25 protein-coding genes are annotated in these 23,751 nt (G+C 73.1%); 19 read left to right on the top strand and 6 right to left on the bottom strand.

Annotation, left to right across the window (positions count from 1 at the left end; genetic code table 11):
* The first annotated feature begins 2 nt into the window (after window positions 1–2).
* The gene (locus ACZ5UI_RS04030) at window positions 3–341 is read left to right on the top strand and encodes a hypothetical protein (protein WP_464194470.1); all 339 of its coding nucleotides are present in this window, start codon (window positions 3–5) and stop codon (window positions 339–341) included.
* Here ACZ5UI_RS04030 and ACZ5UI_RS04035 read toward each other — a convergent pair.
* Window positions 338–1,756 carry a serine/threonine-protein kinase gene (locus ACZ5UI_RS04035; protein WP_464194472.1) on the bottom strand — a complete coding sequence of 473 codons (1,419 nt, stop codon included), beginning with the start codon at window positions 1,754–1,756 and terminating at the stop codon, window positions 338–340. The genes ACZ5UI_RS04030 and ACZ5UI_RS04035 overlap by 4 nt on opposite strands.
* Window positions 1,757–1,826: 70 nt before the next feature.
* Between ACZ5UI_RS04035 and rpmB the strand changes: the two genes are divergently transcribed.
* From rpmB to ACZ5UI_RS04070, 7 genes are all read left to right on the top strand, one after another.
* Window positions 1,827–2,018 (top strand): 50S ribosomal protein L28, encoded by a 192-nt coding sequence (gene rpmB / locus ACZ5UI_RS04040; protein WP_464194474.1) that lies wholly within the window; start codon window positions 1,827–1,829, stop codon window positions 2,016–2,018.
* 61 nt (window positions 2,019–2,079) lie between these two features.
* Complete coding sequence (locus ACZ5UI_RS04045) at window positions 2,080–3,681, top strand: DAK2 domain-containing protein (RefSeq protein WP_464194476.1); 1,602 nt, start codon at window positions 2,080–2,082, stop codon at window positions 3,679–3,681.
* A gap of 109 nt (window positions 3,682–3,790) precedes the next feature.
* Window positions 3,791–5,737: an ATP-dependent DNA helicase RecG gene (locus tag ACZ5UI_RS04050; RefSeq protein WP_464194478.1), complete on the top strand. Its 1,947-nt coding sequence runs from the start codon at window positions 3,791–3,793 to the stop codon at window positions 5,735–5,737.
* Window positions 5,737–6,267 (top strand): 16S rRNA (guanine(966)-N(2))-methyltransferase RsmD, encoded by a 531-nt coding sequence (rsmD, locus tag ACZ5UI_RS04055; RefSeq protein WP_464194480.1) that lies wholly within the window; start codon window positions 5,737–5,739, stop codon window positions 6,265–6,267. The genes ACZ5UI_RS04050 and rsmD overlap by 1 nt, the downstream gene beginning before the upstream one ends.
* Entirely contained in the window at window positions 6,264–6,749 is a 486-nt protein-coding gene (gene coaD, locus ACZ5UI_RS04060; protein ID WP_464194482.1) for a pantetheine-phosphate adenylyltransferase, read from the top strand. The genes rsmD and coaD overlap by 4 nt, the downstream gene beginning before the upstream one ends.
* A 17-nt stretch (window positions 6,750–6,766) precedes the next feature.
* The gene (locus ACZ5UI_RS04065) at window positions 6,767–7,231 is read left to right on the top strand and encodes an ATPase (RefSeq protein WP_464194484.1); all 465 of its coding nucleotides are present in this window, start codon (window positions 6,767–6,769) and stop codon (window positions 7,229–7,231) included.
* Window positions 7,232–7,314: 83 nt separating this feature from the next.
* Window positions 7,315–7,734: a hypothetical protein gene (locus ACZ5UI_RS04070; protein ID WP_464194486.1), complete on the top strand. Its 420-nt coding sequence runs from the start codon at window positions 7,315–7,317 to the stop codon at window positions 7,732–7,734.
* A gap of 1 nt (window position 7,735) precedes the next feature.
* On the opposite strand, the gene ACZ5UI_RS04075 is transcribed toward ACZ5UI_RS04070, so the two are convergent.
* On the bottom strand, window positions 7,736–9,031 hold the full coding sequence (locus ACZ5UI_RS04075; protein WP_464194488.1) for a hypothetical protein: 1,296 nt from the start codon (window positions 9,029–9,031) through the stop codon (window positions 7,736–7,738).
* Window positions 9,032–9,092: 61 nt separating this feature from the next.
* On the opposite strand from ACZ5UI_RS04075, the gene ACZ5UI_RS04080 reads away from it, so the two are divergent.
* Genes ACZ5UI_RS04080 through ACZ5UI_RS04090 form a run of 3 tightly spaced genes read left to right on the top strand, consistent with a single transcriptional unit; the run spans window position 9,093 to window position 12,178 of the window.
* The gene (locus ACZ5UI_RS04080) at window positions 9,093–9,974 is read left to right on the top strand and encodes a hypothetical protein (RefSeq protein WP_464194490.1); all 882 of its coding nucleotides are present in this window, start codon (window positions 9,093–9,095) and stop codon (window positions 9,972–9,974) included.
* Window positions 9,975–9,992: 18 nt separating this feature from the next.
* Entirely contained in the window at window positions 9,993–11,621 is a 1,629-nt protein-coding gene (locus tag ACZ5UI_RS04085) for an acyl-CoA synthetase (RefSeq protein ID WP_464194492.1), read from the top strand.
* A 29-nt stretch (window positions 11,622–11,650) separates the two neighbouring features.
* Window positions 11,651–12,178 (top strand): YceD family protein, encoded by a 528-nt coding sequence (locus ACZ5UI_RS04090; RefSeq protein WP_464194494.1) that lies wholly within the window; start codon window positions 11,651–11,653, stop codon window positions 12,176–12,178.
* On the opposite strand, the gene ACZ5UI_RS04095 is transcribed toward ACZ5UI_RS04090, so the two are convergent.
* Window positions 12,175–13,017: a GNAT family N-acetyltransferase gene (locus tag ACZ5UI_RS04095; RefSeq protein WP_464194496.1), complete on the bottom strand. Its 843-nt coding sequence runs from the start codon at window positions 13,015–13,017 to the stop codon at window positions 12,175–12,177. The genes ACZ5UI_RS04090 and ACZ5UI_RS04095 overlap by 4 nt on opposite strands.
* Window positions 13,018–13,062: 45 nt before the next feature.
* Between ACZ5UI_RS04095 and rpmF the strand changes: the two genes are divergently transcribed.
* From rpmF to ACZ5UI_RS04120, 5 genes are read left to right on the top strand one after another with little or no spacing between them, the layout of a single operon-like run.
* The gene (rpmF, locus tag ACZ5UI_RS04100) at window positions 13,063–13,263 is read left to right on the top strand and encodes a 50S ribosomal protein L32 (RefSeq protein WP_464194498.1); all 201 of its coding nucleotides are present in this window, start codon (window positions 13,063–13,065) and stop codon (window positions 13,261–13,263) included.
* Window positions 13,264–13,272: 9 nt separating this feature from the next.
* Window positions 13,273–14,304 carry a phosphate acyltransferase PlsX gene (gene plsX, locus ACZ5UI_RS04105; protein ID WP_464194500.1) on the top strand — a complete coding sequence of 344 codons (1,032 nt, stop codon included), beginning with the start codon at window positions 13,273–13,275 and terminating at the stop codon, window positions 14,302–14,304.
* On the top strand, window positions 14,304–14,558 hold the full coding sequence (gene acpP, locus ACZ5UI_RS04110; RefSeq protein WP_464194502.1) for an acyl carrier protein: 255 nt from the start codon (window positions 14,304–14,306) through the stop codon (window positions 14,556–14,558). The genes plsX and acpP overlap by 1 nt, the downstream gene beginning before the upstream one ends.
* Window positions 14,558–15,244 (top strand): ribonuclease III family protein, encoded by a 687-nt coding sequence (locus ACZ5UI_RS04115; protein ID WP_464194504.1) that lies wholly within the window; start codon window positions 14,558–14,560, stop codon window positions 15,242–15,244. Before acpP ends, ACZ5UI_RS04115 begins: the two co-directional genes overlap by 1 nt.
* Window positions 15,244–18,477 (top strand): chromosome segregation SMC family protein, encoded by a 3,234-nt coding sequence (locus tag ACZ5UI_RS04120; protein ID WP_464194506.1) that lies wholly within the window; start codon window positions 15,244–15,246, stop codon window positions 18,475–18,477. The genes ACZ5UI_RS04115 and ACZ5UI_RS04120 overlap by 1 nt, the downstream gene beginning before the upstream one ends.
* 188 nt (window positions 18,478–18,665) lie before the next feature.
* On the opposite strand, the gene ACZ5UI_RS04125 is transcribed toward ACZ5UI_RS04120, so the two are convergent.
* On the bottom strand, window positions 18,666–19,514 hold the full coding sequence (locus ACZ5UI_RS04125) for a transglutaminase family protein (RefSeq protein WP_464194508.1): 849 nt from the start codon (window positions 19,512–19,514) through the stop codon (window positions 18,666–18,668).
* Between the two features lies 1 nt (window position 19,515).
* The gene (locus ACZ5UI_RS04130; RefSeq protein ID WP_464194510.1) at window positions 19,516–19,971 is read right to left on the bottom strand and encodes a GNAT family N-acetyltransferase; all 456 of its coding nucleotides are present in this window, start codon (window positions 19,969–19,971) and stop codon (window positions 19,516–19,518) included.
* A gap of 21 nt (window positions 19,972–19,992) precedes the next feature.
* On the opposite strand from ACZ5UI_RS04130, the gene ftsY reads away from it, so the two are divergent.
* From ftsY to ACZ5UI_RS04145, 3 genes are read left to right on the top strand one after another with little or no spacing between them, the layout of a single operon-like run.
* Window positions 19,993–21,000 carry a signal recognition particle-docking protein FtsY gene (gene ftsY, locus ACZ5UI_RS04135; RefSeq protein WP_464194512.1) on the top strand — a complete coding sequence of 336 codons (1,008 nt, stop codon included), beginning with the start codon at window positions 19,993–19,995 and terminating at the stop codon, window positions 20,998–21,000.
* A gap of 36 nt (window positions 21,001–21,036) precedes the next feature.
* A complete protein-coding gene (locus ACZ5UI_RS04140; RefSeq protein ID WP_464194514.1) occupies window positions 21,037–21,465 on the top strand; it encodes an NfeD family protein in 429 nt (142 codons plus the stop codon).
* A gap of 21 nt (window positions 21,466–21,486) precedes the next feature.
* A complete protein-coding gene (locus ACZ5UI_RS04145; protein ID WP_464194516.1) occupies window positions 21,487–22,455 on the top strand; it encodes an SPFH domain-containing protein in 969 nt (322 codons plus the stop codon).
* A gap of 42 nt (window positions 22,456–22,497) precedes the next feature.
* Here ACZ5UI_RS04145 and ACZ5UI_RS04150 read toward each other — a convergent pair whose 3' ends face one another.
* Window positions 22,498–23,724: a sensor histidine kinase gene (locus tag ACZ5UI_RS04150; RefSeq protein ID WP_464194518.1), complete on the bottom strand. Its 1,227-nt coding sequence runs from the start codon at window positions 23,722–23,724 to the stop codon at window positions 22,498–22,500.
* Window positions 23,725–23,751: the final 27 nt, after the last annotated feature.

Consider the following 23,751-nt stretch of genomic DNA (forward strand, 5'->3'; position numbering starts at 1 on the left):
CGATGCTCGTGCTTCCGTTCTCGACGACCACCACCGGGCAGCTCGTGGCCATCGGCCTGACGCTGTTCGTCCACGTGCTGGGCGGGATGGCGCTGATCTACATGCTCGTGCGCGACAGCGGCGAGAACGTGCGCGACTGGTGGCCGGGCGACGACGACGGCGGACCGCCGACGATCGGGCCCAACGAGGGCGATCCGCGCGGCGGCGGCGGGGCGCTCCCGCTGCCCGGCGCCGATCGCTCCGGCGTGCGCCTGCGCGAGGGCGAGCGGCTGGCCGACGGCTACCCGCGCCCGGCCCGACGCCCGGTGCGCGAGCCCGAGCGCGTCCCCAGCAAGCGCTAGCCGGCCTCCTGCTGCGCCGCGCGCAGCTCCGCCTCGACCGTGCCGCGCTGGTTGGGGTTCTGCAGGCGCGTCTCCAGCACCGGGATCGCCTCGGCCGAGCGCCCGGCCAGCCGCAGCGCGTGGCCCAGGTCGAAGTAGGCGTAGGCGCACGGATCGGTCTGGGAGATCGGGCAGTTGGCCACCGCCTGCTGCAGGACGGGGATCGCGCCGGCCGCGTCACCGGCCACCAGCAGCTCGTGGCCCTGGGCCTGGAGGTCGGCCGGATCGCCGGACGCGGGCGGCGTCGTCTCGGGCGGCGGCGTCGCCTCGGTGGTGGTGGTCGGCGGCGGCGTGGTCTCGGTGACGATCTGCGTCTCGGTCTGGGTGACGGTCTTCGGCTTGGGCTTCTTGGCGGCCTTGGAGGCGGCGGTCTGGTTGGTGCCCGTCTCGGCCGCGACCCGATCGGGCGTGCCCTCGTCGTCGCCGCCGCTCAGCGCGAAGGCGGCGATCGCCGCACCGGCGATCAGCGCGGCCGCGCCGGCCAGGACCTTCGTCGGGATGTGGCGCCGCTGGGGCCGCTCGACCCGCTCGGGCTGGGGGATCGCGCGCGTCGGCGCCTCGTGCAGCGCGTCCTCCAGCGCCTCCACGAAGCGCCCCGACGTGCCCCAGCGCAACGCCGCGTCCTTGTCCAGGCCGCGACGCAGCACGCGGTCGACCGCTCGGGGCAGCGACGGGTTGACCTCCGACGCCGCCGGCGGCTCGGTCTCGGCGTGCGCGCGGGCCTGAGCGGCCACCGTGTCGCCGCGAAACGGCCGCTGGCCGGTGAGCAGCTCGAAGGCGACCACCGCGAGCGCGTATCGGTCGCTGGCGGCGATCGCGGGGCGGCCCAGCGCCTGCTCCGGTGACAGGTACGCGGCCGTGCCCAGCACCAGCCCGGTCTGGGTCAGCCCCGCGCTGTCGGTGGCCATGCGCGCGATGCCGAAGTCGGCCACGGCCAGGCGGCCGCGCTGGTCGAGCAGCAGGTTGGCCGGCTTGACGTCGCGGTGCACGATCTCGCGCCGATGGGCGTGATCGAGCGCCGATCCCGCCTCCTCCAGCCAGCGCAGCGCCGTCGCCGCCGGGATCGGCTCCGGCGCCTTCAGGCGGTCCGCCACCGATCCGCCGGTCATCAGCTCCATGACGATGAACGGGGTGCCGTCCTGTTCGCCGATGTCGTAGATCGTGACCACGTGCGGATGGTCCGACAGGCGCGCGGCCGCCCGCGCCTCGCGCGCGAAGCGCTCGCGCGCGTCGGCGTCCCCGATCACGTGGGTATGCAGGACTTTGATGGCCACCTGGCGATCCAGCAGCGTGTCCTGCGCGGCGTACACGGTGGCCATCCCGCCGGCGGCGATGCGACGGGGTTCCTGGTAGCGGGCAGGCAGAGACGGGTCCATGCGGATCCGGGTTGCCCTACCCGGCGCGGCCGGGAGCCGAACACGGCAGCCGCTATGCTCCTCATCCGTCATGGCAAAGGTCTGTCACTCCTGCGGCAAGGGGCCGGCGTTCGGCAACTCCCGCTCTCACTCGATGGTCGCGACCAAGCGGCGCTTCAACCCGAACCTCCAGAAGGTTCGCGTGCTGATCGACAAGGCGCCCCACCGCGTCTACGTCTGCACCCGCTGCCTCAAGGCGGGCAAGGTCACCAAGGCCCTTTAGCGGCGCAGCCTTCGTGGCCGCGCCGTCGACTGAATCGAGTCTGGTCCGCTTCCGCGCCGTCGTGGAAGGCGCTCTCGCGCACCTCGAATCGCGCCGGCAGGAGGTCAACGACCTCAACGTGTTCCCCGTCGCCGACGGCGACACGGGCGACAACATGGCGCTGACGCTGCGCGCCTGTCTGGCCGAGGTCGACCAGCTGGCCCAGGAGGCCGGCGAGCGGTCGATCGACGACATCGGGCGCGACGAGATCATCGAGCGCGTGCAGCGCGCCGCCCTGCTGGGTGCGCGCGGCAACAGCGGCGTGATCCTCTCCCAGCTGATCCGCGGCGCGGCCGAGGAGCTCATCTCCCGCCCCGGTGAGCTGGTCGATCCCGTCCTGATCGGCGCGGCGATGGCCCGCGCGGCCGACCGCGGCTACACGTCCGTGCGCGAGCCCGCCGAGGGCACGATGCTCACGGTGATGCGCGAGATGGCCTCGTTCACCGCGCGCGAGCTGGCCCACATGCCCGACCCGCGCCTGGGGCCGGGCGCCACCGCCGAGGAGCAGAACGCGGCGCTGGCCGACATCCTCGAGCGGGCGATCGCCGCCGGCGAGGAGTCCGTGCGCCGCGGTCCCGAGCTGCTGCCCGCGCTGCGCGAGGCCGGCGTCGTCGACTCCGGCGGCTACGGCGTGACGATCATCTTCGCCGGCATCGTCGCCGCGCTGCGCGGCACCGACGGGCCGGCGCTCGAGCACCATCACGCGCCCGCGCTGCGCCACGCGCCGGACGAACATGCGTCCTCGACCTATCGCTACTGCACGAACTTCGCCGTCACCGGCCGCGGCCTGGACCGGGGCACCTTCGTCCCGCGGCTGGAGGGCATCGGCGACTCGGTGCTGGTCGTCGGCGACGCGTTCACGCTGAAGGTCCACGTCCACACCGACGACCCCAGCGCGGCGACCGCGCTGTTCGCCGACGCCGGCGAGGTCTCGCGCCTGGACGTGGCCGACATGCACGAGCAGGTGGCCCAGCGCGCCGAGCGGCTGCCCAACGCGCGCAGCGGCGCCGTGGCCGTCGTCTCCGGCGAGGGCATGCACGCCCTGTTCCGCTCGCTCGGCGTCGAGGTGCTCGACGGCGGCGCGACGCTGAACCCGTCGACCTACGAGCTGCTGGCCGCGGTGCACGCCGCGCCCGCCGACGAGGTCGTCCTGCTGCCCAACTCACCCAACGTGATCATGGCGGCCGAGCGCGCCGCCGAGCTGGCGGAGAAGCGCGTCTGCGTGGTGCCGTCGCGCTCCCAGCAGGCCGGCCTGACCGCCGCCGTCGCGCTGATGCCCGACCGGGCCGCCGCCGACAACGCCGCCGCCATGCTCGACGCGCTGAAGGAGATCCGCTTGGGCTCGGTCGCGCCCGCGGCCCGCGAGGACGTACACGGGCGCTTCGTCGTCGGCGACGCCGTCGGGTTCGTCGAGGAGGAGATCGTGGCCTGGGGCGAGCCCGGGCCGACGCTGCAGGCCGTGCTGCGCTCGCTGTCGCGCGACGCCGAGCTGGTCACCTGCATCGCCGGCGACGGCGCCCCGCTGGATGGCGACGCGGTCGCCGCGCTGGCCCCTGACGGCATCGAACTGGAGCTCGAGGTCGGTGGACAGCCCGCCTACTGGTGGCTTCTGGCCGCCGAATAGCGGACCGCTCCCGAGGACGCGGGTCCCGCGTCCCTCGCGGCTGCTCGCGCCGATCGAGGCCCCCCATCCGAAGGTCCAGGACGCCCTCGACGCACTCGGGCTGCACACGGTGGGCGACCTGCTCTGGCATCTCCCGCGCGAGCGCCGGGTGGCCCGCCAGCTGGCCGAGTTGACGCCGGGCGAGCAGGCCAACGTGCTGGTCGAGGTGCGCTCGATCACGTCGCGGCCCGTCCGCCGGCGCGGGATGAAGCCGCTGGTCGAGGCCACCGTGGCCGACCAGACCGGCGTGATGAAGGTCGTCTTCTTCAACCAGCCCTGGCTCGTCGGTCGCTACCGGCCGGGCACCCGCCTCGCGCTGTACGGGAAGTACGACGGTCGCAACGCGTTCAAGGTCTCCTCGCATTCGGAGACCACCGACGTCGGCGCGGCGGTCGACGGGATCGCCCACTACGGCGTGTCGGAGGGCGTCACCTCGACCCAGCTGGCCGAGATGGTGCGCGAGCATCGCGCGGCGATCGCCGACGTGATCGAGCCGCTGGCCGGACGGCTGCGGGCCGCCGAGCGGCTGCCCGACCGCCAGGCGGCGCTGATGGACATGCACTTCGGCTCCGGGCAGGGCCGCGCCCGCCTGGCTTTTGACGAGCTGCTGGCCACGCAGCTGCTGTTCGCCCGCCGGCGCGCGCTGCACGCGGCGATCGCCGCCCCGGTGCTGGCCGGCCCGCGGGAGCTGACCGCGCGCTGGCTGGCCGACGCGCTCCCGTTCGCGCCCACCGACGACCAGACGGCGGCGATGGAGGCGATCGAGGGCGACCTGGCCCGCGCCCGCCCGATGCAGCGGCTGCTGATGGGGGAGGTGGGCTCGGGCAAGACCGTGGTGGCGCTGTTCGCGTTGCTGCGGGCCGTGGAGCACGGCATGCAGGGCGCGCTGATGGCGCCCACCGAGACGCTGGCCGAGCAGCACTTCGCCACGCTGCAGTCGCTGCTGGGCGGGGAGATGGTGCAGGCGGCGCTGCTGACCGGCTCGACCGCCGCGGCCCGGCGGGCCGACGTGCTGGGCAAGCTGGCCAGCGGCGAGCTGTCGATCGTGGTCGGGACGCACGCGCTGATCGAGCCGACCGTCGTGTTCGACCGCCTGGCCGTCGCGGTCGTCGACGAGCAGCACCGCTTCGGCGTGCGCCAGCGCAGCGCGCTCGACGGCAAGGGCCCGGCCGATCTCGCACCGCACGTGCTGCACATGACCGCCACGCCGATCCCCCGCACGATGCGCCTGCTCGAGTTCGGCGACCTCGACGCCACCGCGATCCACCAGCTGCCCGGCGGGCGCAAGCCGATCCAGACGTTCGTCGCCTCCACCGATGCCGAGCGCGAGCGCGCCTACGAGCGCATGCGCGAGGAGCTGAAGGCCGGCCGCCAGGCCTTCGTCGTCTGTCCCCTGGTGGAGGAGTCCGAGGCGCTGCAGGCGCGGGCGGCGACGGCCGAGTTCGAGCGCCTGTCCGCCACCGAGCTGGCGGACTTCCGCCTCGTGCTGCTGCACGGCCAGATGCGGCCCAAGGCCAAGCAGGAGGCGATGGCGCACTTCGCCGGCGGCGGCGCCGACGTGCTCGTGGCCACCAGCGTGATCGAGGTGGGCATCGACGTGCCCAACGCGACGGTGATGCTCGTCGAGAACGCCGAGCGCTACGGCATCTCCCAGCTGCACCAGCTGCGCGGGCGGATCGGGCGCGGCGGCTTCGCGTCGGTCTGCATCCTGTTCGGCCCCAAGGAGTCGGCCCGCCTGAAGGCGCTGGCCGAGAACGCCGACGGCTTCCGCCTGGCCGAGATCGACCTGGAGCTGCGCCGGGAGGGCGAGCTGATCGGCACGCGCCAGTCGGGCTACGGCGAGTTCGCCGTGGCGCGGCTGCCCGAGGACGAGCCGCTGCTCGACCGCGCCCGCGAGGTCGCCGCCGCGCTGCTGGCCGCCGATCCCGACCTGCTGGCGCCCGAGCACGCCCTGCTGGCCGACTGGCTGCGCGAGCGCTTCGGGGCGGCCGAGCTCGACCTGCCGATCCCCGCCTGATGCGCGTGATCGCCGGACAGTGGCGGGGGCGCCGGCTGGTCGTGCCCGCGGGCCGCGACGTGCGCCCGACGTCGGACCGCGTGCGCGAGGCGCTGTTCTCGATCCTCGGTCCGATCGACGGCGCCGCGGTGCTGGACCTGTTCGCCGGCTCTGGCGCGTTGGCGCTGGAGGCGCTGTCGCGCGGCGCGGCCCGGGCCACGCTGGTCGAGCGCGCGCCGGCCGCGCTGAAGGCGATCTCCACGAATCTGCAGGCACTTGGTGCAGTTGCGCAGGTGCGCGAGCGCGACGTGCGCGCGTTCCTCCGCGATGCATCCGCGGCGGGCGGGCCATACGATCTGGTGTTCCTCGACCCCCCGTACCGCGACGCGGCGGGGCTCGGGCCGGACCTCGACCTGACGCCGTTGCTCGCCCCGGGCGCGCGGGTAGTCAGCGAGAGCGATCGGCGCGAGCCGCTGACGCTGCCGGGGCTGGCGGTCGCTGACGAGCGCCAGTACGGCGACACCCTGATCAGGATTCACGACACCCCATGAGCAAGGCCGTCTGTCCCGGAAGCTACGACCCGATCACCAACGGGCACATCGACGTGATCACCCGCGCGGCGGGGCTGTTCGACCAGGTCGTCGTGGCCGTCGTCAACGCGTCGGTGCGCAAGACCAAGCCGGTCTTCGAGATCGACGAGCGCCTCTCGTTCATCCAGGACGCGACCGCGCATCTGCCCAACGTGACCGCCGAGCCGTTCGACGTGCTGGTCGTCGACTTCGCGCGCCGCGTGGGCGCCAACGCGATCATCAAAGGGCTGCGCGCGATCTCCGACTTCGAGTACGAGCTGGAGATGGCCAATCTGAACCGGCGCCAGGCCAAGGACGTCGAGTCCGTGTATGTCATGGCCAGCCCGCAGTACAGTTTCCTGAGCTCCAGCGGGGTGAAGGAGCTTGCCACCTTCGGTGGAGACCTCGACGGCCTCGTTCCCGAAAGAGTCGCCCGCCGCTTGAAGGAAGAGCTCGCCCGCTAACGAACCTAAGGAAGCCAATGGACGTCTTGGTGCTCATCGACAAGCTGGACGATCTCGTCCACAACGCCAAGCCCGTACCGCTGACGGACCAGGTGCGTGTGGACAAAGAGGAGATCTACGACATCCTCGACCAGATGCGGGCCACGATCCCGGAAGAGATCAAGCAGGCCCGCTGGATCGTCAAGGAGCGTCAGGAGATGCTCGCCGAGGCCAAGCGCGAGGCCGAGCGGATCGTCAAGGAGGCGCGCGAGCGCCAGGAGCGGCTGATCTCCCAGGAGGAGGTCACCAAGGCGGCCGAGCGCGCCGCCGAGGACATCATCGAGGACGCCCGCGGCCGTGAGCGCGAGATCCGCCTCGGTGCCGAGGACTACGCCGACGAGATCCTCAACACGCTCGAGGTCAACCTCTCGAAGTTCATCGCCGCCGTCCAGCGCGGCCGCGAGCGCCTGCAGGGCAAGGACGAGCCGGCCGAAGTGGCGTAGACGATCGGCGGATCCCGCCGCCGTCGCGTCTTAACGTCGTCTCCATAAAGTCCAGCGGCCTACGGCCGATGATCGGGGCGACCATGCTCGCTTCCGCCATCGACGCTCTGCCCGGCTGGCGTGCCGTCACCGACCTGACGACGGCGATCGGCACCGTCCCGCTGGTCGCGGTCGGTCCCGCGGGCGCCTTCGTCATCGAGACGCTCGACGCGCTCGACGGTCACACGCTGGCCGACGTGCCCGAGCGCGGTCTGATCCACGCCTGGGCGCAGGCCAAGCACCTCGAGCGCCGCCGCATCGGCGGCGAGGTCACCGCGATGCTGGCCATCGCCGGCAACCCGGTGGACCTGCCCAGCGGCCGCCGCCGCGGGGTGCAGGTGCTGCCCGCCGCGCTGGTCGCCCCGTGGCTGGGCGCCCGCCCGACGCTCCTGTCGGCCGGCGAGGCCAGCCACCTGCGTGCGCGTCTGGACGACACGCCGCGCACGCTCGTCCTCGCGGCCTGAGCTACGCGAGGTCCGAGGCCGCTTCGGCCTCGACCATCAGCAGCGCGTCCAGCGCGGCCAGGTGGGCCCGCACGCCCGCGGCCATCGTGTCGAGGATCCCGCGGGCCGCCTCGATGCCGTTCGTCGCGTTGGTCAGCTGCGACTTGATGCGCCGCACGTCCTCCATGGCACCCATCGCCCGCTCGACCTCGGCCCGCGCGGCGGCCACGTCCAGGCCGCCGGCCTCGTCGCGGGACATCAGCACGCGCGCCCGGGCCAGCCCGTAGGCCACCTCGAGCGCCAGCCGGCCGCCGTCCTCGGGGTCGTAGACCACGAACAGCTTGTCGCCGTTGTACTCGCGCAGCGGATGCGTGCGGGCGGGCAGCTCGTCCTCGGAGGGCACGACCAGGATGCCGAAGTCGGCCGACCGGGTCGACATCGCCCCGTCGAGCTCCTCGAGCGCCTGGTTCTTGGACAGCTTGCGGTCCTTGGCCTCGAAGACGATGCGCCCGCGGGCCGGGCCGGCGCAGGCGTCGATGGCCACGACGACGTCGCCCTTGCGCCCGCCCTCGCCGCGCGTGTCGCCGACCGCGTCGCAATCGTCGCCGCGGGCCACGGCGATCGCGTCGATCGCCTCGAACACGGACTCCTCGTAGGTGCGCCCCTTGGCCGCGCCGCGCTCCTCGGCGGCGGACACCTCGGCGTGCTTGTCCTTCTCGGCCTTCAGCGAGGCCAGCTCGGAGCGCAGCCCGACGATCGTCTCGTTCATCTCGCGCAGGTGCGCGTGCTGCTGGTCGGCGGCCGACTTCATCGAGGCCAGGGCCGCGCGCTGGAACCCGGCCAGCGGGTTGTTGCCGTCGGCGGCGGAGAACTGGCGCACGAGGTCCTCGCGCGAGCGCTGGGAGACCTCGGCGATGACCGCGCGCACCTGGTGCTGCACGGCGCTGGAGGAGTCCTCGGAGAAGTGCTTCTGCAGCGCCTGGGTCAGCGTGCCCGAGTCGGAGAAGACCTCGTCGACCTTCTTGGAGAAGAACTCGGCCACCGTGCGCGCCTTGTCGGAGAAGTCGCGGTCCATGTCGCGCCCGACCTTCTCCAGCTCGTTGCGCACGAACTCGACGTTGGCGCCGGTCGACTCGCGATCGAGCACGCGGGCGCCGATCTCGACCATGTCGGCCAGCAGCGCCCCGGGGTCGTCGGACTCGCGCAGCAGCTTGACCGCCGTCTCGTCGCTGATCTCGTACTTGTCGAGCACGACGCCGCCCGCGGTGAAGCGGACGTAGGCGGAAAGGGGGATCTGAAATGCGAGTGCGGCCTCCATCGGACTCTGCACCGTAAGCCCCACATCAGACGGAATGCAGGCGTTTCCCTAGGCTCAGCCCATGACGGCCATCGATGACGCGTTGCGCGAGACGGACCCCGCTCCGGCCCGCCTGCGCGCGCTCGTGGACGCCGAGCTGGAACGGGGCGCCGGGGAGCTGCGCAACAAGCGCGCCGGGCTGACCGATCCCGTCGTCGTCGCGGTGGCCCGGGGCGAGCATGGCCTGACCGCCGTGGCGCCCGTCCCGGTCAGCCTGCGAGCCGATCCGCGCGAGGTCGACGAGCGCGCCTGGCTGCTCGTCGCGGCGCTGGCCGGCGCGCTGGTCACCGCCGGCGCCCACGACCTGCAGGCCGGCGACCTGGACGGCCACCTGGTGCTGGTCGGGCCGGGCGACGACGTGGAGCTGGCCGCGCTGGCCTTCGACGAGAACGCGCAGCGCATCGACCGCCTGCGCACCCGCGCGATCTCGCTGCCCGGCGGCGTCCTGGACCACGTCAAGGACCTGCGCCCGCCGCTCGGCGCGGCCCATCCGCTGCGCGTGGCCGAGGCGATCGCCGCGCTGGGCGCCAACCCCGCCGATCCCGTCGAGGTGGCCGAGCAGGAGGAGGCGGTGCTGGCGGCGATCGCGCCCGGCACCGTGGCCACGCGGCCCCACGACGACCCCGACCCGGCCCGTCGGGTGGCCCGGCGGATCCTCCAGCGCCTCGCCGGCATGGGCAAGTGGGGCGGGTACCACACCGACTTCAGCCATCTGGCCCGCGGCTTCCACGGCAACGACAAGCAGCTGGCCGAGCAGGTGGGCGAGCGGCTGATCGAGTCCGGGCTGCTCCAGGAGAAGCCCAGCGTGGGCCAGCGCCACGTCTACCTCAACCCGCGTAGAGCCGCCGATGTGTACGGACTCATCGACGAGGGCAAGCTCCCGCCGGGACTGACGCTGGACTAACCTCCGAAACCGGGTCATATGAACGTTCTCGATTCCGCTGCACGCAAGCTCTTCACGGCCAAGACGCTGGTGGAGCGCGGCGTGTTCCGGCCCACGCGCCCCGATCGCCTCCTGCGCACCGGGCTCGCGCTCCAGCGCTGGGGTCCCACGGCCGCCGCCGGGTACCAGACGTCGGCCATCCGCTACCCCGACCAGCTCGCGCTGATCGACGATCTCGGGTCGCTCACGTTCACCGAGGTCCACGAGCGCACCAACGGCCTGGCGCACGCGCTCAGCGACCGCGGCATCGGCGAGGGCGACCACATCGCGATCCTCTGCCGCAACCACCGCGGCATGGTCGACATCACGGTCGCCTGCTCCAAGCTCGGCGCCCACGCGCTGTACCTCAACACGATGTTCTCGGCGCCCCAGATCAAGGACGTCTGCGAGCGCCACGAGCCCAAGGTGATCGTCTACGACGAGGAGTTCGCCGAGGTCATCGCGCCCGCGCACGAGGGCCGCACCGGGATCGTGGCCTGGACCGAGGGCGAGGATCCCCACGACGACGAGCTGCTCGAGGACCTGATCCGGGGCGGCGACGCCTCCGAGGTCGTCCCGCCCAAGCAGAAGGGCCGCGTGACGATCCTCACCTCGGGCACGACGGGCACGCCGAAGGGCGCCAACCGCAAGCAGCCCGAGTCGCTGGAGCCGGTGGCCGCGCTCCTGGACCGGATCCCGTACAAGGCGCGCGAGCACACGCACGTGGCCGCGCCGATGTTCCACTCGTGGGGCTACGCCAACTGGATGCTCGGCATCAGCCTCTCGTCGACGATCGTCCTGCGGCGCAAGTTCACACCGGAGAGCGCGCTGAGCGCCACCGCCCAGTTCGGCTGCTCCGGCCTGGTCGTCGTGCCGGTGATGCTCCAGCGCATCCTCGAGCTGGCGCCCGAGGTGCTGGACAAGTACGACCTGCGCGCGCTGCGCGTGATCGCCGCCAGCGGCTCGGCGCTGCCCGGCGAGCTGGCCACGAAGATCATGGACCGCTTCGGCGACGTGCTCTACAACCTGTACGGCTCGACCGAGGTGGCCTGGGCCACGATCGCCACGCCCGCCGACCTGCGCGCCGCCCCCGGCACCGCCGGGCGCCCGCCGCGCGGAACGGTGGTCAAGCTGCTCGACGACGACGGCAAGGAGGTCGCGGCCGGGGAGACCGGCCGGATCTTCGTCGGCAACGAGATGGCCATGGAGGGCTACACCGGCGGCGGCCACAAGCAGAACGTCGGCGGCCTGCTGTCCTCCGGCGACGTGGGCCACTTCGACGACGGCGGGCGCCTGTTCATCGACGGCCGTGACGACGAGATGATCGTGTCCGGCGGCGAGAACGTGTTCCCGCGCGAGGTCGAGGACCTGCTGGCCTCCCACGAGGCCGTCGAGGAGGTCGCGGTCATCGGGGTCGACGACGAGCAGTTCGGCCAGCGCCTGAAGGCCTTCGTCGTGCTGCGCAGCGACGTCGACACCGACACGCTCAAGGGGCACGTCAAGGAGAACCTGGCCAGCTACAAGGTGCCGCGCGAGATCGTCGTGATGGACGAGCTGCCGCGCAACGCGACGGGCAAGGTGCTCAAGCGCGAGCTGGCCGAGCAGGAGTCCGAGCCCGCCGAGTCCTGACGGCCGCGGCAGGTTCTACGCTGAGAGGCATGTCTCAGCGCGCCGACACCTTCGACCTGGCCCGCCTTTCGATGACGTCCGGTGAGGGCCGCCGGGTGACGGATCTCGAGGTCCCGCTCGACGATCTCGAGCTGTGGGGCGATCGCTTCGCGACGCCGGACGCGGTTCCGGTGATCCTGGACGTGTCGCGGATGACCGGCGGCGGGTATGCGCTGCGCCTGCGCTTCTCGGCCACGCTGGACGGGCAGTGCATGCGCTGCCTCGGCGTGGCCAACCCGGTGCTCGACGTCGACTCGCGCGAGATCCACGAGCACGACGCCGGCGGCGACCCGGAGCTGACCAGCCCGTACGTCGACGGCGAGGACGTGCTGAACCTGACCGCCTGGGCGCGCGACGCGCTCGCGCTGGAGCTCCCGCGTCAGGTCGTGTGCAAGCCCGAGTGCGCGGGCCTGTGCGCGGAGTGCGGCGCCGACCTGAACCTGGCCGGCCCCGAGCACGCCCACGAGCGCGAGCCCGACCCGCGCTGGGCCGCGCTGCGGGATCTCAATCTGAACTAGAGGTAGGCGCCGCAGGGGATGTACGGGGCCAGCGGCCCGACGTCACCCGCGCTGAAGATCGGCCCCTCCGGCGAGAGGGCCAGCCCGGCGGCCAGCACGACCTGGATGCCCCACTGCTGGCGGGCGGTCAGGAAGTCGACGCCGATGGTCCCGCCGTTGGGGCTGAGCGCCAGCGCGAACCACAGCAGGTCGGTCGCGGTCTGCTCGTCGCGCGCGGCCAGCAGCTTGACCGTCTCGCCGTCGGCCACGACGAACCCGCGGTCGCCGTGCAGGTACAGCTGCATCCCGTAGTCGAGGTACTCGGGGATGTCCAGGTGGTGGGTGGCGCCGCGCACGTGGCGCGAGATCGCGGCGGTCGCCTCGACGTCGTCGCTCTGCACGATCGCCGCAGGGGCGGCCGGCAGCTGGGAGCGGTCGACGATCCCGGACCCGGCGACGCACGGCTCCAGGTCCAACCCGGCCAGGGCGTAGCGGCGCATCGCCTTGGGATCGGTCGACGACAGGATCAGCCGGCCGCGCGCCCCGGCGCCGTAGGCCAGCGCGCGCTCGAGCAGCTGGCGCCCGATGCCGCGGGCCTGCACGTCGGGCTGGACGGCCAGGAAGGACAGGCCCCAGAGGCCCTCGCGCAGGATGCCCAGCCCGGCGCCCAGCAGCCGTCCGTCGTCGTCCACCGCGGCCCAGCAGCCGTCGGGGTCGGTCTGCATCAGATGCAGATGCCGACGCTCCTGGAAGCGCGCCTCGGCGGCCGACGGCGGGGCCTCGTCGAGGGCCTCGAAGACGGTCCGGCCGAGGGCGGCGGCGTGGGGTGCGTCCTCCGGTCGCATGGGGCGGATCTCCATCCCTCGAGCGTACGAAGTCGCGGAGGCGCTACTCTGCGTCCTCTCATGGCCGTCCCGAAGCAGAAGCAGTCGCACTCCCGCACGAACAAGCGCCGCTCGACCCACAAGGTCGCGTCGCCGTCGTTCAACGAGTGCCCGACCTGCCACAGCCCGCGCCGTCCGCACCACGTGTGCCCGGTGTGCGGCTCGTACGCAGGTCGCGAGGTCGTGCACGTGCACGACCACGACCACGATCACACGCACTAGCGAGGTCCCTTGGCGACCGTTGCGGTCGACGCCAACGGCGCTGATCTCGGCCCCCGTGAGGTGGCCGAGGGCGCGATGCTGGCTGCGCAAGAGGGCATCAAGGTCCTGATCTACGGGCCCGCCGAGGCGATCGGCGAGGTCGGCGCCGGCGTGACCGTGGTCGACTCCCCGATCTCGATCGCCAAGTCGCCCGAGCCCGCGTCCGCCGCGCGCTCGACGCCGGACGCCTCGATCGTGCGCGCCGCCAAGGCCGTCGCCGAGGGCGAGGCCGACGCGCTCGTCTCCGCCGGATCCACGGGTGCCGCGCTGGCCGCGGGCCTGTTCAACATCCGCCGGGCCAAGGGCATCTTCCGCCCGGCGCTGGCGCTCCCGCTGCCCATGCCCGAGCACCCGGTGACGCTGCTGGACGTGGGCGCCAACGCCGACGTGCGCCCCGACCACCTGGTCCAGTTCGCCTTCATGGGCGCCGCGCTGGTCACGATGCGCCAGGGGATCGCGCGCCCGCGCGTGGGCCTGCTGTCCAACGGCACCGAGGCCACGCGCGGCAACGAGCTCGTGCTCGAGGCTCACGCGCTGCTGGCCGAGCGCGCCGAGCAGTCCTTCGGCCTGGAGTTCGTGGGCAACATCGAGGGCACGCAGGTGGCCACCGGCGCCGCCGACGTGATCGTGGCCGACGGCTTCACCGGCAACATCACGCTGAAGCTCATCGAGGGCGTCTCGCAGCGCATGCTGGCGGTCATCCGCGAGCGCGCGACCTCGTCGTCGCGCGGGAAGCTCGGAGGCGCCCTGCTGCGCCCGTCGCTGCGGGGCCTGCGCGACGAGCTCGATCCCGAGGGGCCGGGCGGCGCCTACCTGCTGGGCCTGCGCAAGCTCGGCGTCGTCCCGCACGGCCGGTTCACGCGCGTGGGCTTCGCCAACGCCATCCGCGCCGCCGCCCAGGGGGTCGACGAGGACGTCGTCGGGCGCACCTTCGCCGCCATGGAGGCCGCGGGCGCGCTGCGGCGTCCCCCGTCCGACGCCGCCGCTACGGTCACCGACTAGTGGCCCCGACCCGCGACGACATCTTCCACGCCATCCGCGAGCACCTCGCCGACGAGCTCGAGGTCGACCCGGCGCGCATCGCGCCGGAGACCCGGTTCCGCGAGGACCTCGAAGCCGACTCGCTCGACCTGTACACCCTGGTGCAGGAGCTCGAGGACAGCTACGGCGTGCGCATCTCCGATGAGGAGGCGGCGAAGATCCTCACCGTTGGTCAAGCGGTGGACTTCGTGATGGCGCACGGCGTCGGCGCGTAGTGCAGGCGCTGCAGCAGCTCCTCGAGGAACTGCCGGAGGAGCTCTACCGGCAGGTCTTCACCCACGCGTCGTGGTCCGAGCGCCGCTCGGACTCCTATAGCCGTCTGGCCTTCCTGGGAGACTCCGTCCTCGGGTTGGCCGTCACCTCGCATCTCTATCCCCGCCTGGAGGCGGAGCGCTTCGGCGCCGGGCGGCTCACGAAGATCCGCGCCCAGGCCGTGTCGCAGACCTCGTGCGTCGCCGTGGCCGAGCGCCTCGGGATCCCGGAGCGCCTGTACGCCGCCGCGCCGCAGGCCGCCGGCCCCTCGGCCGCCACGGTCATCACCACCGACCGCGTGCTCGCGTCGGTGACCGAGGCGGTGATCGGCGCCTGCTACCTCAACGTCGGCTACGAGCCCACGGCCGAGGCGGTCGTCGAGGCCTTCCAGCCCGAGCTGGCCGAGGCGCTCGAGCATCCGGTGGACTTCAAGTCGACGCTCCAGGAGCGCCTGGCCCGCGGTGGCGACGTCGTCGAGTACGAGGTCACCGCCGAGCTGGGCCCGCCGCACGACCGCACCTTCGAGGTGCGGGCCACCGTCGGCGGCGAGGTCGTCGGCGTCGGCTCGGGGCGCTCGAAGAAGGCGGCCGAGCAGGCCGCGGCCCAGACTGCGTTGGACCAGGTCGAGAAGGTCGAGGGCGCGTCCTGATGCATCTCAAGTCGCTGACCCTGAAGGGCTTCAAGTCGTTCCCGGACCGCACGCGGCTGGAGTTCGGCCCGGGCGTCTCGGTCATCGTCGGGCCCAACGGCTCGGGCAAGTCCAACGTCACCGACGCCGTGCTGTGGGCCCTGGGCGAGCAGTCCCCGCTGGCCGTGCGCGGCGCCTCGATGCAGGACGTGATCTTCGGTGGGGGCCGCGGCGTGCAGGCGCGCAACGCGGCCGAGGTCGAGCTCGTGCTCGACAACGGCGAGGGCTCGGAGCTGATGCCGCTGAGCGAGATCTCGATCTCGCGCCGCCTGGATCGCTCCGGCGAGGGCGAGTACCGCCTCAACGGCGCCAAGTGCCGCATGGTCGACGTGCTCGAGGTGCTGTCGGACACCGGGTTGGGCAAGGAGATGCACTCGGTCGTCTCCCAGGGCCGGATCGAGGCGATCGTCACCTCCAAGCCCCGCGACCGCCGCCTGCTGATCGAGGAGGCGGCCGGGCTGGGCAAGCACCGCAAGCGCCGCCGCCGCGCGCAGCTCAAGCTCGAGCGCACCCAGGACAACCTCGATCGCGCGCTGGACGTCGAGCGCGAGGCGCGCACGCGGCTGCGGCCGCTCAAGCGCCAGGCCGAGGCGGCCGAGCTGCACGAGCGCCTGGAGCGCCAGTCGCTGGAGGCTCGCTGGGAGCTGGCCCGTGAGGCCGTGCGGGCCCGGCGCGCCGGGCTGGTCGAGGCCGAGGCCGCCGCGGCCGCCGCGAAGGCCGCGCGCTCCGAGGCCGACGGGAAACTGGGCGAGGTGGCCAAGCGCCGCGAGCAGGCCGAGCGCGCGCTGGCCGCGCGCTCCGAGCAGCGCGAGGCGCTGGCCTCGCGGGTCTACGCGGCCCGGGGCGCCCGCGACAAGATCGAGCTGCGGCTGGAGCGCGCGAGCGACACCGCCACCTCGCTGGCCGAGCGCGCCGCCCGCCGCGGGGTGCAGATCGCCGCGCTGGAGGCCGAGACCGCGCAGGACGCGCCCGACGAGGACGGCCGCGAGCGGATCGCCCAGCTCGAGGAGGAGCTGGCCGCGCTGGACCGCGACCACGAGGCCGAGCTGGAGCGCGAGCTGGCGTCGCTGGCGGTGGCCCGCGACGAGGCGGCCGCCAAGGCCGAGGGTCTGCAAGGCGCGGTGACCGCCGCGCGCGCGGCGCTGGCCACGGCCGACGCCGCCGCCGAGACGGCCCGGCGCGAGCGGCGCGAGGCCGAGAAGGCCGTCGAGGCGGCCCGGCGGGAGGCGGCCCGGGTGGGCGCCGAGCTGGCTGCCGCCAACCAGTTCCTGCGCTCGCACGCGGGCGCGCCGGGCGGCGCCAGGGCACTGTCGGGCGAGCTGTCCGTGGACGCCGGCTACGAGCTGGCGCTGGCCGCCGCGCTGGACGGCGCGCTGGGCGCGGCGCTGGTCGAGGACCTTCCCGCCGGGGGTGCGCTCCTGGACCGTGCGGGGCGCGACGGCGGGCGCGCGCTGGTCAACCGATCGAGCACGGCCGCGGGTTCCGACGCGGCCACGCCCCCGGTGTCCGGCGCCGTCCCGCTCGCCTCGCTGGTGCGCGGACCCGACGCCGCGCTGGCCCTGCTGGCCGGCGTGTGGGTGGTCGAGGCGCTGGGCGAGGTCCCCGAGGCGTTCGCCGGCACCGCGGTCACCGCGACGGGCCGCGCGTGGACGCCGTCGACCGGTGAGCTGCGCCAGGTCGCCGCGGGTGGGGCCGAGCGCGTGCTGGCCGAGCGCAACAAGCGCGACGCGCTGATCGCCTCGTCGGAGGCGGCCGTGCAGGCCGAGCAGGCGGCGCTGGCCGCCGGCGAGCGGGCCGGCGAGGCCGTCGCCGTGGCCGACGTGGCCCGCGAGGAGGCCGACCGGGCCGCGCGCCAGGCCGATCGTGAGCGCTCGGCCGCGGCCGAGGAGCTGCGCCGGGCCGGCTGGCTGATCGAGCAGCGGCGCAAGGCGCCTCAGGAGGGCGCGGGGGCGGTCCGCCGCGCGCAGGTCGAGGGCGAGCTGGCGGCCGAGCGCCGCACCGCCGAGCGGGCCGCGCGGGAGCGCGGTGAGCGGGCGCGCCGGCTGGAGTTCCTGCGCGCGCAGCGCGCGGCCGACGAGCGGCTGGAGCCGCAGGCCCGTGCGCTGGCCGAGACGCTCGGCCGGGTGAGCGCTGCCGTGGCCAACCGCGTCGAGGCGATCGAGGCCGAGCTGGCCGCCGATCGTGCCGCCGGCGAGGGCGTGGCCACCGAGCTGCGCGAGTGCGCCCGCATCGAGGCCGAGATCCAGACCCAGCTGCGCGAGCGCGGGGAGGAGGTCACCCGCGCCGAGGTGCGCGCGCAGCAGCTGCGCGACAGCGCCGCCGAGGCGACGCACGAGCTGGGCGAGCTGGCGGAGAAGCTCGGCTTCGAGCCCGAGCCGGCCGCCGAGCCGATGGCCCCCGAGGAGGCCGAGTCGCTGCGCTCGCGGATCGAGCGCCTGGCCCGCCGTCGCGAGCAGCTGGGGCCCGTGAACCCGCTGGCCAAGGACGAGTACGCCGAGGCCGTCGCGCACGTCGAGGAGCTGGAGACCCAGCGCGGGGACCTGGAGACCGCGCTGCGCGAGCTGCGCCAGCTGATCCGCGACACCGATCGCGAGATCCGCGAGACCTTCGAGGCGACGTTCACCGCCGCGGCCAAGAACTTCGAGGAGCTGGCCGAGCACGTCTTTCCCGGCGGCCGCGGTCGTCTGCGCCTGGTGCGCGAGGACTCCGGTCCCCGTCCGGTGCTGGGCGGCGCCGAGGGCGTCGCCCGGGACGAGGACGAGCCGCCCTCCGAGGACGCGATCGAGGCGGCCGCCGAGGCCGAGGAGGAGGGCGCGCCCGGCGAGGAGGAGGACCTGCTCGGCGTCGAGATCGAGATCACGCCGGCGGGCAAGTCGATGAAGCGCCTGACGCTGCTCTCCGGCGGCGAGAAGTCGATGACCGCCGTCGCCTTCCTGTTCAGCGTCTTCCTGGCCAAGCCCTGCCCGTTCTACATCCTCGACGAGGTCGAGGCCGCGCTGGACGACCTCAACCTCGAGCGCTTCCTGTCGCTGCTCACGCGCTACCGCGACCGCGCCCAGTTCATCGTCGTCACCCACCAGAAGAAGACGATGGACGCCGCCGACGCCCTCTACGGCGTTTCGATGGGCGGCGACGGCGTCTCCAAGGTCGTCAGCCGCCGCCTCCCGCGCGAAGTTCCCGCCGAAGCCGCCTAACTGAGACAACGCTTCGTCAGTTGAGTGACGCATGTCGCTCTCGCCGGCCCCTCGGCCTGCGAAAATGACGGACATGTCATCTTTGACGCACCACACAGACCGCGGCGTCGTCTACGTCGGCCCCAGCCTCAGCAGCTCGCTGCTGAAGGTCGCGGTCGCGCTGGCCGCCGCCAGCCGCTGACGCCGCCTCAGTCCAGCTTGCGCATGTGCACGTGCGCGTCGACCGTGCTGCTCGCGCGGCCGGCGAACGTGCCAGCGATCGGCGGCACGTCGAGATAGACGCGGCCGTGGCCGATCTTCACGTGGTTCTCGCCGGCGACGATCGCGTTCGTCGGGTCGATCCCGTGCCACACGGCGTCGTCGCCGCCCGCGACGGGCAGCAGCGCCTCGATCCAGGCATGGGTGTCGACCTCGGCGCTGGCTCCGTCGGCATCGGGCGTGGTGAAGAAGTAGCCCGAGACGTAGCGCGCGGCGATGCCGTGGGCGCGCAGGAGCGCGCAGCCGACCTGGGCGAAGTCCTGACAGACGCCCGCGCCGATGGCCAGGAAGTCGTCGATCGTCGAGTCGACCTGCGTGGCGCCCGCGCGGTACTCGAAGCGCTGCGGGATCAGCTCCATCACCCGTTGGGCCGTCGCCGCGGGCGTGTCGCCGCGGACCTCGGCGAGCAGATCGCCCAGGTCGGGCAGCTCCTGCGGTGGGACCGGGTCATAGCGGTAGATCCCGGCGGCTTCGCGATAGTGCTCGGCCATCAGGTCAGGCCAGTTGGCCTCGGGCGGCGGCAGCGGCAGCGTGGTGGCCACCAGCGCGTCGACGTCGATGCGCAGCTCCTGGTGGGGCTCGGCCACGAGTGCCTCGACGACGTGGTTGCCGAAGATGTCCTCGTGCTCCTCGAACAGGGCCGACGGGGAGACGCGCACGTCGAAGTGCTCGCGGCGCTGGATGCCCTCCGAGACCGGGCGCATGCGCAGGCGGTTGTGGTTGCCGACGACCGGGTGGTCGTAGCGGTACTCGGAGGTGTAGGAGATCTCGAAGCGCACGTCAGGTCAGGCTCTTCTCCGCCCAGTAATCGGCGTGGGGGTTGGCGTTGTAGTCGGGGATCTGCACATACCCCGCCGACTCGTACAGACGTCGCGCGTGCGGCTGACCGGGCCCGGTGTCGAGGCGCACCTTCGCATAGCCGAGGTCGCGCGCCGCATCCTCCAGCACGCCGAGCAGCACGCGGGCCACGCCCTGGCCGCGCGCCGCGGGCACGACGTACATGCGCTTGATCTCGGCGGTGTCGTCGCTCAGGCGCTTGACGCCACCGCCGGCGATCGGCTCGCCGTCGCGCTCCAGCACGAGGTAGACGCCGCCGGGCGGTCCCAGCTCGCGCGGGCTGGCGGTCGGTGCCTGCGGCCCGTCGATGCGCCCGTACAGGGGGATCAGGTCGCTGATCATCGCCTCGATCAGGTCGCTGGCCGGTGGCTGGTCGGCGGGAACGGAGCGAACGTTCATGCGCACTATGGTCCCATCCCCATGGCACGCGACTGGCGAGACCTGTTCATCACCGGCGAGGACGGCCCGGGCGCCGCGAGCGCGTCCGCGGACGTCGCGGCGGAGCCCGAGCGGCGGCGCGGGTTCTTCCGCCGGCTGCGCGAGAACATGTCCAAGACGCGCCAGGCGCTCGGAGCCGAGATCCAGGCGACGCTGTTCGAGGGCGACCTCGACGCCGAGACGTGGGAGCGCCTCGAGGAGGCGCTGATCATGGCCGACGTCGGCGCCACGACGACGGCGAAGGTCGTCGGTCAGCTCGAGCAGGAGGCCGACGCCGGCGGGCTGGTGGGCGGCGAGGCGCTGACCGCGCGCCTGACCGAGCTGCTGGCCGACATCGCCCGCGTCGAGGACGACAAGATCGACCTGCGCCACGACCCGACGGTGATCCTCATGGTCGGCGTCAACGGCACCGGCAAGACGACGACGCTGGGCAAGATCGCCTGGCATCTGCGCAACGAGCTGGGCAAGAAGGTGATGCTCGGCGCGGCCGACACGTTCCGCGCGGCGGCCACCGAGCAGCTGCAGGGCTGGGCCGAGCGCGCCGGGGTGGGCATCGTCACCGGGCCCGAGGGCTCCGATCCGGGCGCGGTCGCCTGGGACGCGATCGTCCAGGGCCGTGCGCAGGGCGCCGACGTCGTGCTGATCGACACCGCCGGGCGCCTGCACACCCAGGACGACCTGATGGCCGAGCTCACGAAGGTCCGGCGGGTGATCGCCAAGCAGCTGCCCGACGCGCCGCACGAGACGCTGCTGACCGTCGACGCCACGACCGGCCAGAACGGGCTGCGCCAGGCGCGCATGTTCGCCGCGGCCGCCGAGGTCGACGGGATCGTCCTGACCAAGCTCGACGGGACGGCCAAGGGCGGGATCGCCCTGGCGATCGCCGGCGAGCTGGGCATCCCGGTCAAGCTGATCGGCGTGGGCGAGGCGCTCGAGGACCTGCGCCCGTTCGACGCCGACGACTTCGCGCGCGCCCTCCTGGCCACCTAATGGCCCCGCCTGGTGTCCGGCAGGTAGCCTGACGCCATGGACGAGTGGGTGATCTGGGTGATTGCGGCGTGCGTGCTCGCCGTGGGGGAGATCGCGACGGTCAGCTTCTTCCTGGGTCCGTTCGCCGTCGGCGCGGTCGCGGCGGCGATCGTCTCGCTGTTCGTCGATGGCTGGGTCGTCTCGTCGCTGACGTTCCTGGTGGTGTCGGTGCTCGTGCTGATGTTCCTGCGCCCGATCGCCAAGCGCCACCTGAAGATGCCGCCCGCGCTGCGCACGGGCACGGCGGCGCTCGTCGGTCGGACCGCGATCGTCACCGAGCGCATCGACAACGACGACGATCACGGCTCGGTGCGCATCGGGGGAGAGGTGTGGACCGCGCGCTCGTTCGACGACGATCGCGTGATCGAAGCCGGTGAGAAGGTCCACGTGATGGAAATCCGCGGCGCAACGGCGCTCGTCGGCTAGGCATTCGAAAAGGGGAACCACATGGCAGGGCTCATCGTTCTCGGCGTCCTGATCCTGTTCGCGATCTTCGTCGCGGCCAAGACCATCCGCATCATTCCGCAGGCCCGCGCCGGCGTCGTCGAGCGACTCGGCCGCTACAGCCGCACCCTGCAACCCGGCCTGACGATCGTCATCCCGTTCATCGATCGCGTGCGGCCGCTCCTGGACCTGCGCGAGCAGGTCGTGGCCTTCCAGCCCCAGCCGGTGATCACCGAGGACAACGTCACGGTCCAGATCGACACCGTCCTGTACTTCACGATCACCGACCCGCGCTCGGCCACCTATGAGGTCGCCAACCCCCTGCAGGCGATCGAGCAGCTGACGATCACCACGCTGCGCAACGTGATCGGCGGCATGACCCTGGAGCAGACGCTGACCAGCCGCGACGAGGTCAACACCGCCCTGCGCGTGGTGCTCGACGAGGCCACCGGCAAGTGGGGCATCCGCATCAACCGCGTCGAGATCAAGTCGATCGAGCCGCCGGCCTCCATCCAGGAGGCGATGGAGAAGCAGATGCGCGCCGAGCGCGACCGGCGCGCCGCGATCCTCACCGCCGAGGGCGTCAAGCAGTCCCAGGTGCTGACCGCCGAGGGCGAGAAGCAGTCGGCCATCCTGCGCGCCCAGGGCGCCCGCGAGGCCGCCGTCCTGCAGTCCGAGGGCGAGGCCAAGGCGATCGACACCGTGTTCACGGCGATCCACGCCGGCAACCCGGACGGCCCGCTGCTCAGCTACCAGTACCTGCAGATGCTCCCGCAGATCGCCAAGGGCGACGCCAACAAGATCTGGGTGATCCCGTCGGAGCTGACCAACGCGCTGGGCAACCTCGGCTCGCAGCTGAGCAGCTTCGGCGCCAACGGGGGCGCGCCGTCGACGCCACCGACGCCGCCCGCCCCGCCCGCCCCGCCGGCGCCGCCCGCGCCGCCGCGCGCGGTCCCGCCGCCGGAGAACTGAGGCGCGCCTCGACGCGCGCGGCCGGCCACCGGCCGCGCGCGCTCAGACCACGATCGACGTCAGCGGGATCTCGGCCCGCACGGTCGTGCCGTCGTCGACGATCGACCGCACGGTGAGCGCGCCGTCGAGCGCCTCCACGCGATCGGCCAGGCCGCGCAGGCCGGTGCCCGCCGCAGGGTCCGCGCCCCCGACCCCGTCGTCGGCGACCTCGACCACGATCCGTCCGATCTCGCGCCGCGCCCGCACGCTCGCCTGGCCGGCCTGCGCGTACTTGGCCACGTTGGACAGGCACTCGGCCACCACGAAGTAGGCCGCGGCCTCCGCGCTGGGCGACATCCGGCCCGCCGGCACCTCGTCGACGGTGACCGGCAGTGGCGCCCGCGCGGCCAGCTCCTCGATGGCCGGGCCCAGCCCGCGCTCGGTGAGGATCGCCGGGTGGATCCCGCGGGCCAGGTCGCGCAGCTCGACGAGCGCCAGCTTGGACTCCTCGTGGGCCTCGGCCACCAGCGCGCTCGCCCCGTCGGCGCCGCTGTCCATGCGCTTGCGGGCCATGCCGAGCTTCAGCGACAGCGCGACCAGCCGCTGCTGCGCCCCGTCGTGCAGGTCGCGCTCGATCCGCCGGCGGGCCTCGTCGGCCGCTTCGATGATGCGGGCCTGACTGGAGCGCATCTCGTCCACGCGCGCGGTCAGCTCGGGGTCGGGGCTGGAGGCCAGCAGCAGCCGCGCCCAGCCGCCGTGCAGCGCGCCCAGGCCGTTGGCCACGTGCCAGGTCACCCAGCCCACCAGCAGGCCGACGGGCACGACGAGGAGCGCTTCGGGCAGCGTGTCGATCGTGAAGAAGCCGGCCTCGATCCCGTCCGGGATCGCCCAGAAGTACAGCGGCGCCGCGGTCAGGCCGACCGACACCGACACCAGCGTCACCGCGATCGTGAACCACAGGATGCCCAGCGGGAACTGCGCCAGCAGGTAGACCAGGTCCTTCCACGTCTGCGGGTCGCCCAGGCGCGTCGTGATCTGCGCGCCCACCCCGGAGCTCTTCGGCCGCCGGTAGTGCGCGCTGACGTCGACGCCGATCAGCCCGTGGACGCACACCCGCTCGATCTGGGCCATCCAGCGGATCGCCCACAGCATCCCGATCAACAGCGGGATCCCGATCAGCGTGATGGCCAGGCTGAAGCCGACCGACAGCCCGACCACCAGGACGATGAACCAGGCCAGGCCAAGCCAGAAGCTCAGGAGCAGGTAGAGCAGGCGGCGCAGCGGCAGCATCCGCGGCAACGCTAGAGGCGAGGCTGG

The organism is Conexibacter sp. JCM 18997 (assembly GCF_055391915.1).

Coding starts and splice junctions, on each gene's coding strand:
- ACZ5UI_RS04085 (WP_464194492.1), top strand. CDS start 9,993: ATGAACGTTCTCGATTCCGCTGCACGCAAGCTCTTCACGGCCAAGACG.
- ACZ5UI_RS04080 (WP_464194490.1), top strand. CDS start 9,093: ATGACGGCCATCGATGACGCGTTGCGCGAGACGGACCCCGCTCCGGCC.
- ACZ5UI_RS04095 (WP_464194496.1), bottom strand. CDS start 13,017: ATGGAGATCCGCCCCATGCGACCGGAGGACGCACCCCACGCCGCCGCC.
- ACZ5UI_RS04150 (WP_464194518.1), bottom strand. CDS start 23,724: ATGCTGCCGCTGCGCCGCCTGCTCTACCTGCTCCTGAGCTTCTGGCTT.
- ACZ5UI_RS04070 (WP_464194486.1), top strand. CDS start 7,315: ATGCTCGCTTCCGCCATCGACGCTCTGCCCGGCTGGCGTGCCGTCACC.
- ACZ5UI_RS04145 (WP_464194516.1), top strand. CDS start 21,487: ATGGCAGGGCTCATCGTTCTCGGCGTCCTGATCCTGTTCGCGATCTTC.
- ACZ5UI_RS04090 (WP_464194494.1), top strand. CDS start 11,651: ATGTCTCAGCGCGCCGACACCTTCGACCTGGCCCGCCTTTCGATGACG.
- ACZ5UI_RS04030 (WP_464194470.1), top strand. CDS start 3: ATGCTCGTGCTTCCGTTCTCGACGACCACCACCGGGCAGCTCGTGGCC.
- ACZ5UI_RS04065 (WP_464194484.1), top strand. CDS start 6,767: ATGGACGTCTTGGTGCTCATCGACAAGCTGGACGATCTCGTCCACAAC.
- ACZ5UI_RS04120 (WP_464194506.1), top strand. CDS start 15,244: ATGCATCTCAAGTCGCTGACCCTGAAGGGCTTCAAGTCGTTCCCGGAC.
- rsmD (WP_464194480.1), top strand. CDS start 5,737: ATGCGCGTGATCGCCGGACAGTGGCGGGGGCGCCGGCTGGTCGTGCCC.
- rpmF (WP_464194498.1), top strand. CDS start 13,063: ATGGCCGTCCCGAAGCAGAAGCAGTCGCACTCCCGCACGAACAAGCGC.
- ACZ5UI_RS04130 (WP_464194510.1), bottom strand. CDS start 19,971: ATGAACGTTCGCTCCGTTCCCGCCGACCAGCCACCGGCCAGCGACCTG.
- ACZ5UI_RS04035 (WP_464194472.1), bottom strand. CDS start 1,756: ATGGACCCGTCTCTGCCTGCCCGCTACCAGGAACCCCGTCGCATCGCC.
- ACZ5UI_RS04075 (WP_464194488.1), bottom strand. CDS start 9,031: ATGGAGGCCGCACTCGCATTTCAGATCCCCCTTTCCGCCTACGTCCGC.
- ACZ5UI_RS04140 (WP_464194514.1), top strand. CDS start 21,037: ATGGACGAGTGGGTGATCTGGGTGATTGCGGCGTGCGTGCTCGCCGTG.
- ftsY (WP_464194512.1), top strand. CDS start 19,993: ATGGCACGCGACTGGCGAGACCTGTTCATCACCGGCGAGGACGGCCCG.
- rpmB (WP_464194474.1), top strand. CDS start 1,827: ATGGCAAAGGTCTGTCACTCCTGCGGCAAGGGGCCGGCGTTCGGCAAC.
- coaD (WP_464194482.1), top strand. CDS start 6,264: ATGAGCAAGGCCGTCTGTCCCGGAAGCTACGACCCGATCACCAACGGG.